General features: G+C 61.9%; 7 protein-coding genes. All 7 read right to left on the reverse strand.

The features are described from left to right. Window positions 1-1,641 (reverse strand): BatD family protein, encoded by a 1,641-nt coding sequence (locus D8U69_RS03525; RefSeq protein WP_130906696.1) that lies wholly within the window; start codon window positions 1,639-1,641, stop codon window positions 1-3. Continuing rightward, complete coding sequence (locus D8U69_RS03530; protein ID WP_056855525.1) at window positions 1,638-3,374, reverse strand: VWA domain-containing protein; 1,737 nt, start codon at window positions 3,372-3,374, stop codon at window positions 1,638-1,640. Before D8U69_RS03530 ends, D8U69_RS03525 begins: the two co-directional genes overlap by 4 nt. Further along, the gene (locus D8U69_RS03535; protein ID WP_130906697.1) at window positions 3,371-4,450 is read right to left on the reverse strand and encodes a VWA domain-containing protein; all 1,080 of its coding nucleotides are present in this window, start codon (window positions 4,448-4,450) and stop codon (window positions 3,371-3,373) included. The genes D8U69_RS03530 and D8U69_RS03535 overlap by 4 nt, the downstream gene beginning before the upstream one ends. Continuing rightward, entirely contained in the window at window positions 4,443-4,937 is a 495-nt protein-coding gene (locus D8U69_RS03540; RefSeq protein ID WP_056855523.1) for a DUF4381 domain-containing protein, read from the reverse strand. The genes D8U69_RS03535 and D8U69_RS03540 overlap by 8 nt, the downstream gene beginning before the upstream one ends. Further along, on the reverse strand, window positions 4,934-5,878 hold the full coding sequence (locus tag D8U69_RS03545) for a DUF58 domain-containing protein (RefSeq protein ID WP_056855522.1): 945 nt from the start codon (window positions 5,876-5,878) through the stop codon (window positions 4,934-4,936). The genes D8U69_RS03540 and D8U69_RS03545 overlap by 4 nt, the downstream gene beginning before the upstream one ends. Before the next feature lie 5 nt (window positions 5,879-5,883). Then, entirely contained in the window at window positions 5,884-6,843 is a 960-nt protein-coding gene (locus tag D8U69_RS03550) for a MoxR family ATPase (RefSeq protein ID WP_003218556.1), read from the reverse strand. A 290-nt stretch (window positions 6,844-7,133) separates the two neighbouring features. Beyond that, window positions 7,134-7,487, reverse strand: a complete 354-nt coding sequence (locus D8U69_RS03555) for a hypothetical protein (protein WP_056855521.1) — start codon at window positions 7,485-7,487, stop codon at window positions 7,134-7,136. Window positions 7,488-8,031: the final 544 nt, after the last annotated feature.

Consider the following 8,031-nt stretch of genomic DNA (forward strand, 5'->3'; position numbering starts at 1 on the left):
TTATTTGGGATAAAGCGGCGGCAAGCCGCTGTCAGCCACCGGGTCCTGGACCCGTTCGGCTATCGGAATGGTGCGAATCACCCGCCACAGTTCTTCACCTTGCCAATGCTGGCCGGTCTCGCTGTAGAGCGCGCCGTTCAGACCGTCGAGGGCGTCGGACAAGGGGACGAAGCGGGCGGCCATGTCGGCCAGGGTTTCCGGTTGTTGCCTGGCCCAGGCGTCGAGGGCCTGGCGGGTGGCGTGGGGGTCGTTGGCCTGGCAGGCACGCTTGAGGTCGTCGAGCACGGTGCGCGGGCTCGGGCCGGTTTGCGCGGCGCGCAGGATTGCCGGTTGCCAGCGCGCCCGCCACCACAGGCCGAAGCCGAGCAGGGTGGTACAGGCCAGAATCAGCGTGCTGAGTTGCCAGCGCCACAGCGTTTCGCTGTCGGCGGTGGCATTGGTCGGGGCAGTGCCGGCCGGTGTATCGACCATCAGGCTTGGATTGGCCGCCACTTGCAGGGTTCGGGCGGGCAGGCTGGTGTGTTCCAGATGATCTTCAAAGGTGTTCCACCAGACCACTTCAACCGACGGCAATTCGATCGAACCGCTTCGGGACGGAACCAGCGCTTCACGGTCTTCGCGACTGCCCACCAGGCCGCGTTCGCTGTTCTGGTTGGCGAGCACCGGCTGATCCGGATAACGGCGCAAACCGCTGACATCTGTACCCGGCAGCGGCGGCAGTTGCGAGCTGGACAGCCCTTCGGCGGTGACTTTAAGGCTGCGCGTCAGCGAGTCGCCGACCTGGACATGTTCCGGCTCCGGGCTCCAGCTCTCGCTCAGGCTCAAGCTGCGCGCCGGCAGCCACGGCAGGTCGGCAGGGTAGGTGATGGGTTTGGCCTTGACTGTCAGCAGGAGTTCGCCGGAGCTGACACGCATGAGTTTTCCCGACTTCGGCGCTTGGGTCGAGGCGTCCTTGGCGGGCTGCGCGTCCACCAGGGCAGCGTTGAAAATCTGCCCTGGAATGATCAGTTCGCCGCTGTGCTGCGGATAGATCGCGTAGCGCATTTCAATAACGCCGTGGCGCACACCGTTGATGTCTTTTTCGTAGGTGCGCGATTCGCCGAGCTGTTCGATGCGCGTATCGGGAATCTGCAGCGGGGGCAAGCTGCTGTCGTCGTACAGCGGCACCGAATGGTAGATGCGCAAGGTCAGGATCGCCTGGGCTTGCACGTAGACGCTGGTTTGATCGAGGCTGGCGTCGATGAACACCGCGGCCTGTTTGCTCGGATTGTTCTGGCTTTCGCTCGCGACCACTTGCACGGTAATCGGTTGGCTCTGCGCGTCACCGAGCGTCAATGGCGGAATTTCCACGCTGCCGTTCTGCAATGGCAACAGCGTGACAATCCAGCGGGTGGTCGCGCGATTGTCGCCACTGAGCGTGTTCAATTGGTTGACCTGGCGTGTGCCTCGGACTTCGAACAGCGGCTCCAGCGGCGTCAGGTCAGGTTTGCCGAATTGGGTGACGTCGTTGGATTCCAGGGTCAGCTCGACCGTCTCGCCAGAGTTCAGGCGCGCGCGATCGACACTGGCGACCAGCTCGGCTGCCTGGACCTGCGAAGTGCAGACCAGCAAGGCGATGGTGAAAGCGGTGAAGCGGGTCATCGAGTTTTTCCCTGATCCTGATGTTGTTGCTGTTCGTACCAGAATTTGCGCCTGAGCAATTCTGCCGGGTCGTCCGGAATCTGCCGCAGCCATTGCTCCAGTGCTTGTTGCTGCTCGCCTTCGATGCTGTCGCTGGCCGGACGCATGGGCGGTGTAGTGTGCTGTTCGTCACCCAGCTCGCTGCCCGGGACTTCGTTGGCGCCGGGACGCGGAGGCAGGGTCGACGGTTGCTCGGTATCGCTGGCCTGATGATCGGTGGCTTTCGGTTCGCCATTGCTCAACGGTTGAGCCTGGGTGCCGGGCGGTGTTTCCTGCTCATTGACCTGGGGCGTTGCGTTGGCGGTGTTGTCCGGTTCGGCTGCAGCCGGGGATACCTTTTGCTTGAGCAGACTTTCCACCAGTGCCTTGTTGGTCAACGCCGGACGCAAATCCGGTTGCCGCTCGAGGGCCTGTTCGTAAGCATCCAGCGCCGCCTCCAGTTCACCACTTTTAGCCAGGGCGTTGCCACGATTGTAGTGGGCGTGGGCGTCGTTGCCTTCGGCGAAACGCTGGGCGGCCCCAGTGTAATCACCGGCCTCATAGAGGGCCACGCCTTGCCATTGGTGATCGGCAAAGTGTTGCGCGGCTTGCGCCGGGCGGTTTTGCTTGAGCAAGTGCAAGCCCTGTTGGTCGGGGCGCAACCACAGGTCCTGGAATTCAAAGGCTTGGCTGGGCTGCGGCAGTGCCAGCAACAACGGCAGGCACAACAACCAGCCACGGCGACCAGCGCAAGCCGCCAGAAGCAATAGCGGCAACAACAGCCAATAACCCTGATCGGCCCAAGTATCCAGGCGCAAGGTCTGGCCATCGTTACGCAAGTTGCGTGGGCCATCGAGCAAACCGAGGGCACGCAGATCCGCGTCGCCCAGGCGTGCATGGCGATAGCGCCCGTCCAGATCTTTGGCAAAGGCTTTCAGTCCGGGGTCATCCAGATGCGGCACCAGAATGGCGCCCTGTTCGTCCTTGAGAAAACTGCCGTCCTCCTGAGTGATCGGCGCGCCTTCGGCGGTGCCGACGCCAATCATCAGCCATTGTGTTGATTTGCCACTCAGCGCGCGGCGGATGCCTTCGCGTTCGGTTTCCGTGAGGGATGAGCCGATCATCAGGATCCGACCGTCTCCCAGCGCTGCTTGCTCCAGCAATGCGAGGGCCTTGGCTACCGCCAGATCAGCGCGGTGGCCGGGTTCCGGCATCAGCGACGGCTTGAGTGCATCCAGCAAGTTGCGGCTGGTCGACAGGTCGTCCGACAACGGCACCAGCGTGTGGGCGCTGCCGGCATAGACGACAATGGCGGTCTGCGCATCGCTACGGTACTGCAGCAGGTCAAACAGCTTGCGCCGGGCTTGTTCCAGGCGGTTGGGCTGGACGTCGGTGGCGAGCATTTCCGGGGTCAATTCAAGGATGACCACCAGCGGATCGGCAGGTTTCTGGCTGAGTTGTTCTACTCGCGACCAGCTCGGGCCGAGCAGCGCGAAAACCGTCAGTAGCCACGCCACACCCAGCGCGACCCAAGGTAATTTGCTGTCGCGGCCATTGCCACCACTGAGCAGCGCCGCGTGAAAGGCCGGCGGCAGGATCATCTGCCAGCGGCCGGCGCGCTTCTGCCGGTGCCAGAGCTGCCAGAGCAGCCAGCCTAGCAATGGCAACAGCAGCAACCACCCTGGGCGGAACCAATACGGCCAGAGCGCGCTCATCGGCGTCTCCGCAGGCGCAGGCGTTTAAGACGCTGGCGCCAGTCAGGCAGTTGCGTTTGCAAAAACAGATCCTTGGTAAACAGCCGTTGAAGAGGGTTGTCCGGCCAGAGTTCGCGTGCCACCAATAAAATGCTCAGTAACAGCGCAATCGCCAACGGCCAGTGATACAACGCCTGGGCCGGACGAGCCTGGGTCGGTTGCTGGGTCACGGGCTCCAGTTGATCGAGGGTAGCCTTGATGGCCTGCAACTCCTTGCCATCACGTGCGCGGAAATACTGGCCGCCGGTAGCTTCGGCGATGGACATCAGGGAGGGTTCATCAAGATCCAGGCTTGGGTTGATGCCGAGAAAACCCAAGGTGCCGCTTTGTTCCGGGTCTGCGCCGATGCCGATCGGATAGATTTTCACCCCTTCCTTGGCCGCCAGTCGCGCCGCCGTCAGCGGATCGATCTCGCCACCGTTGTTGGCGCCGTCAGTGACCAGGATCAGTACCCGGCTTTGGGCCGGCCGTTGGCGCAGGCGTTTGAGGGCCAGGCCAATGGCGTCGCCAATGGCGGTGTTCTTGCCGGCAATGCCGATGCGCGCCTCGTCGAGCCAGACACGTACCGTGTGCCGATCAAAGGTCAGCGGGGCCTGAAGGTAAGCCTGGCTGCCGAACAGGATCAGGCCGACCCGATCGCCCTCGCGGCTTTCCAGGAAGTCGCCGAGCAAATGCTGGACCAGCGTCAGGCGGCTGACGTCCTCGTCCTGCCATTGCATGTCGGGGTAGTCCATGGAACCGGAGACGTCGACCGCCACCAACAGATCCCGGCCACTGGCGGCAATCGGCAGCGGGTCGCCGAGCCATTGCGGGCGCGCGGCGGCGGTCAACAACATCAGCCACAACAGCAGGAACGGAGCCTGTTGGCGCCAGGCTGGCAGATTGGCCCGGGCGCGACGCCCAGCCAGGCCTTCGAGGTCGTTGAGGAAGCTGACTTTGAGCGCCGGTTCGCCACTGTCGGCCACCGGCAACACGATGCGCATCAGCCACGGCAAGGGCAGCAGGGCAAAAATCCACGGCCAGGCGAACTCAAACATGTTTGCGAATCCAGGTTTCAACCGCCTGGGTCAGGCCGGCGATGGCCTTGTCGTCGAGCTTGCATTCGGGCTTGTAGGCGCCTTCGACCAGCACCATCCAGCGGGTCAGGCCGGCAGCCGGGCAGCGGTTGTCGAGGAATGCCAGCCATTTGCGGCCATTGAGGGTATGGCTCTGGCTGTAAGGGTAGTGGTTGCGGCAAAGACGCTTGAGCAAGCCGTTGAGTTGCTGCAACCAGGCGCCGGCCGGAGCACCGTCGTAAGGCTTGGGCATCAGCGCCAGTTCGGCCAGCGCGGCGACGCGTACCGGGTCCAGCGGTTGTTCGGCACGCACGACGGGGCGTTTGTTGGGAATGAATCGGCGCAGCTTCCACACGCCGAAACCAATGATCGGCAACAGCAACAGCAAGAACCACCAGCCCGGCGCAGGAGGCCAGAATCCGATCTGGGGCGGAGAGATCAGTGGTTGCAGTTGATCGAGACCGTTCATCGGCCTTTTCCTGGTTTCTGCGGGTTCAAGTATTCGCGCAGCTGTTCGACCATTTCGCTTTGGGTGCTCAAGGGCATCAGCAATACCCGCAGCTTTTGCGCGAGCAATTCCCAGCGGGCGATGCGGCTTTCAGCCTGGGCACGGTAGGTCTGACGCAGATCGAAGTTGAGCGTGTCGAGCTCCAGTTGCGCGCCGCGTTCAGCAAAGCGCAGCAGCCCGGCTGCAGGCAGGGCATGATCCAGCGGGTCGGAAAGAGGCAGCAGCAACAGATCACAATGGCGCGACAACAGGCTCAGCTGTTGTTCGGCGCTTTCCGACAAGGCGCGCTCATCGCAAATCACGATCGCCAGGCTGCCGGGGCGCAATACCTCGCGGGCGCGGCGCAGGGCAATGCCGAACGCGTCGCGATCCGGCTCGCTTTCGGTGTGCAGCGACTGATTGACCCGTACCAGGCGGTTGAGCAATTGCAACAGGCTTTGTTTGCTGCGGCGGGGCTTGATTTCGTAGTGCTCGTTGTCGCCGAACACCAGACCGCCGACCCGGTCATTGTGGCCCAGTGCGGCCCAGCCGATCAGCGCTGCGGCCTGGGCGGCGAGCACCGATTTGAACATCAGGCCCGAGCCGAAAAACAGTCGGCGGCTTTGCTCGACCATGATGAAAATCGGCCGCTCGCGTTCTTCATGGAACAGTTTGGTGTGTGGTTCTTGCGTTCGGGCGGTGACGCGCCAGTCGATGGTGCGCACGTCGTCGCCGGCCTGATAGACCCGCACCTGATCGAAGTCCACCCCACGCCCGCGCAGCTTCGAGTGGTGCAGGCCAATCAGCGGGCTGCGTTGGCTCGGCGTGGAAAACAGCTGCACTTCACGCACGCGATGGCGCATCTCGATCAGCTCGGCCAGCGTGACGCGGATGCCCGGTTGAGACGGCAGGAGGGCGTTCATCGGACTCAAGCGACAGCTACGACGTCGAGAATCCGCTGGACCACTCGGTCCTGATCGATGCCAGCGGCTTCGGCTTCAAAGGAGAGAATGATGCGGTGACGCAGCACATCGAACAGTACCGCCTGAATGTCTTCCGGGCTGACGAAGTCGCGCCCGGCAAGCCAGGCGTGGGCGCGGGCGCAGCGGTCGAGGGCAATCGAGCCGCGAGGGCTGGCGCCATAGGCGATCCATTCGGCCATCTCCGGGTCGAATTTGGCCGGGGTGCGGGTGGCCATGACCAGTTGCACCAGATATTCCTCCACGGCGTCGGCCATGTACAAGCCGAGGATTTCCTTGCGTGCGGCGAAGATCGCCTGCTGGCTGACCCGGCGTTCGGGTTTGGTTTCACCATTCAACGCTTCGCCACGGGCCTGTTGCAGGATGCGGCGTTCGACGGCGGCATCCGGGAAGCCGATTTTCACGTGCATCAGGAAGCGGTCGAGCTGCGCCTCAGGCAGTGGATAGGTGCCTTCCTGCTCGATGGGGTTTTGCGTGGCCATCACCAGAAACAGCGGCGACAACTCGTAAGTACTGCGTCCAACACTGACCTGGCGCTCGGCCATGGCTTCAAGCAGCGCCGACTGAACCTTGGCCGGAGCACGGTTGATTTCGTCCGCCAGCACCAGATTGTGGAAGATCGGGCCTTGCTGGAACACGAAGCTGCCGGTTTCCGGGCGATAGATCTCCGTTCCGGTGATATCGGCAGGGAGCAGGTCGGGCGTGAACTGGATGCGATGGAACTGAGCCTCGATGCCTTCGGCCAATTCCTTGATGGCCTTGGTCTTGGCCAGGCCAGGCGCGCCTTCTACCAGCATGTGGCCGTCGGCAAGCAAGGCGATGAGCAAGCGCTCGATGAGTTTTTCCTGGCCGAGAATCTGCGTTGAAAGAAAGGTTCGCAGCGCCAGCAGCGCTTCACGATGTTCCATCGATGACTGTTCCTGGAAATGGATGGCCGAGGGCATACGTCATACGCCAGGGCTGGGGGCGTTACTTTAATCCATCGCGGGGGGTGGCGACTAACGGCATTTGTGCAAAGCGCGGGAAATACCGGGGCGCATTGGTGGTTTTTTGTAGCAGGGGAGTGTTGGACCGGCAGTTCCGGCCCCATCGCTGGCAAGCCAGCTCCCACAGTGATCGCTGCGTTGCATAAATTGCCTGCACGCCGCTAAAACCTGTGGGAGCTGGCTTGCCAGCGATTGGGCCTGTCCAGACGCCATCAAATCTGGCTGATATAGGTGCCAGTGCCGTCCAGAATATTCTTCAAGGTCAGCTCGACCTCGGCCATATCGACCATATCCGGATTGAAGGTAATTTCCAGCACATCATCCCCATTCAACGCATCGGCATCCGCCGCGGCGATTTCGATCTTCAGCAGGGTCGGGCTGAGGGTGACTTTTACCCCGTCCAGCGTCGATGGCTCGCCATCGAGGGTGATTTCCAGCTCATCCTCGTCCGGATAACGGCTCATCAGGAACATTTCGCCCTTTTCGCTGTGGCAGCAGAGCATGGCCATGTTGTCTTCTTCGTCATCGCATGGGTTGACGATCAAGAGGGCGGTTGTCATTTGCATGGGGCAATTCCTGGCTGAACGAGCGTGATAGGCGCGATAGAGAGCGATTTTGCCAGCACACGCACAATTATGCTCGTCCGAGTGTCAGAGGATATGTCGTGAACGAGGGAAGTGTTGCTGGTCATTTCTGGTACGTATGTCCCGTAAATACGAGCGCAAAACCGTCATTTTTCTGTGCGGATGCTAGTGTTATCCGTTGCACCGGCGTCAAGCTGCGTGCCGTTGACCGAATATGTCGCAGCACCGCAAGCACGGGCCTTGCCGCACTCGTTAAGCTGCGCAACGGATGAGCACCCGTAAAGACATTGCGCTGCACGCAGCCCAGTCGTTTTTGCAGATGCCCATTCACGGAAGGTGAATGTGACCCGAGTGTCTCGTCCAGCTTCACCCACCTGTCACCCTGTTTCCTCTGCCCGAGAATCAGGAACAGGCTGACGGGTAGCCCCTGACAGGGGTTTTGCACGCGACGCTTCCATCAATAACAAGCCCAAGCGGAGTACCACAGATGGCGTTCTTCACCGCAGCCAGCAAAGCCGACTTCCAG

It is taken from the genome of Pseudomonas sp. Sample_16 (assembly GCF_004307665.1).
Taxonomy (GTDB): domain Bacteria; phylum Pseudomonadota; class Gammaproteobacteria; order Pseudomonadales; family Pseudomonadaceae; genus Aquipseudomonas.

What these genes read in the sequence shown, in the direction of transcription:
- D8U69_RS03550 (WP_003218556.1), bottom strand. Translation starts at nt 6,843, where the DNA reads ATGGAACATCGTGAAGCGCTGCTGGCGCTGCGAACCTTTCTTTCAACG.
- D8U69_RS03540 (WP_056855523.1), bottom strand. Translation starts at nt 4,937, where the DNA reads ATGAACGGTCTCGATCAACTGCAACCACTGATCTCTCCGCCCCAGATC.
- D8U69_RS03545 (WP_056855522.1), bottom strand. Translation starts at nt 5,878, where the DNA reads ATGAACGCCCTCCTGCCGTCTCAACCGGGCATCCGCGTCACGCTGGCC.
- D8U69_RS03535 (WP_130906697.1), bottom strand. Translation starts at nt 4,450, where the DNA reads ATGTTTGAGTTCGCCTGGCCGTGGATTTTTGCCCTGCTGCCCTTGCCG.
- D8U69_RS03525 (WP_130906696.1), bottom strand. Translation starts at nt 1,641, where the DNA reads ATGACCCGCTTCACCGCTTTCACCATCGCCTTGCTGGTCTGCACTTCG.
- D8U69_RS03530 (WP_056855525.1), bottom strand. Translation starts at nt 3,374, where the DNA reads ATGAGCGCGCTCTGGCCGTATTGGTTCCGCCCAGGGTGGTTGCTGCTG.
- D8U69_RS03555 (WP_056855521.1), bottom strand. Translation starts at nt 7,487, where the DNA reads ATGCAAATGACAACCGCCCTCTTGATCGTCAACCCATGCGATGACGAA.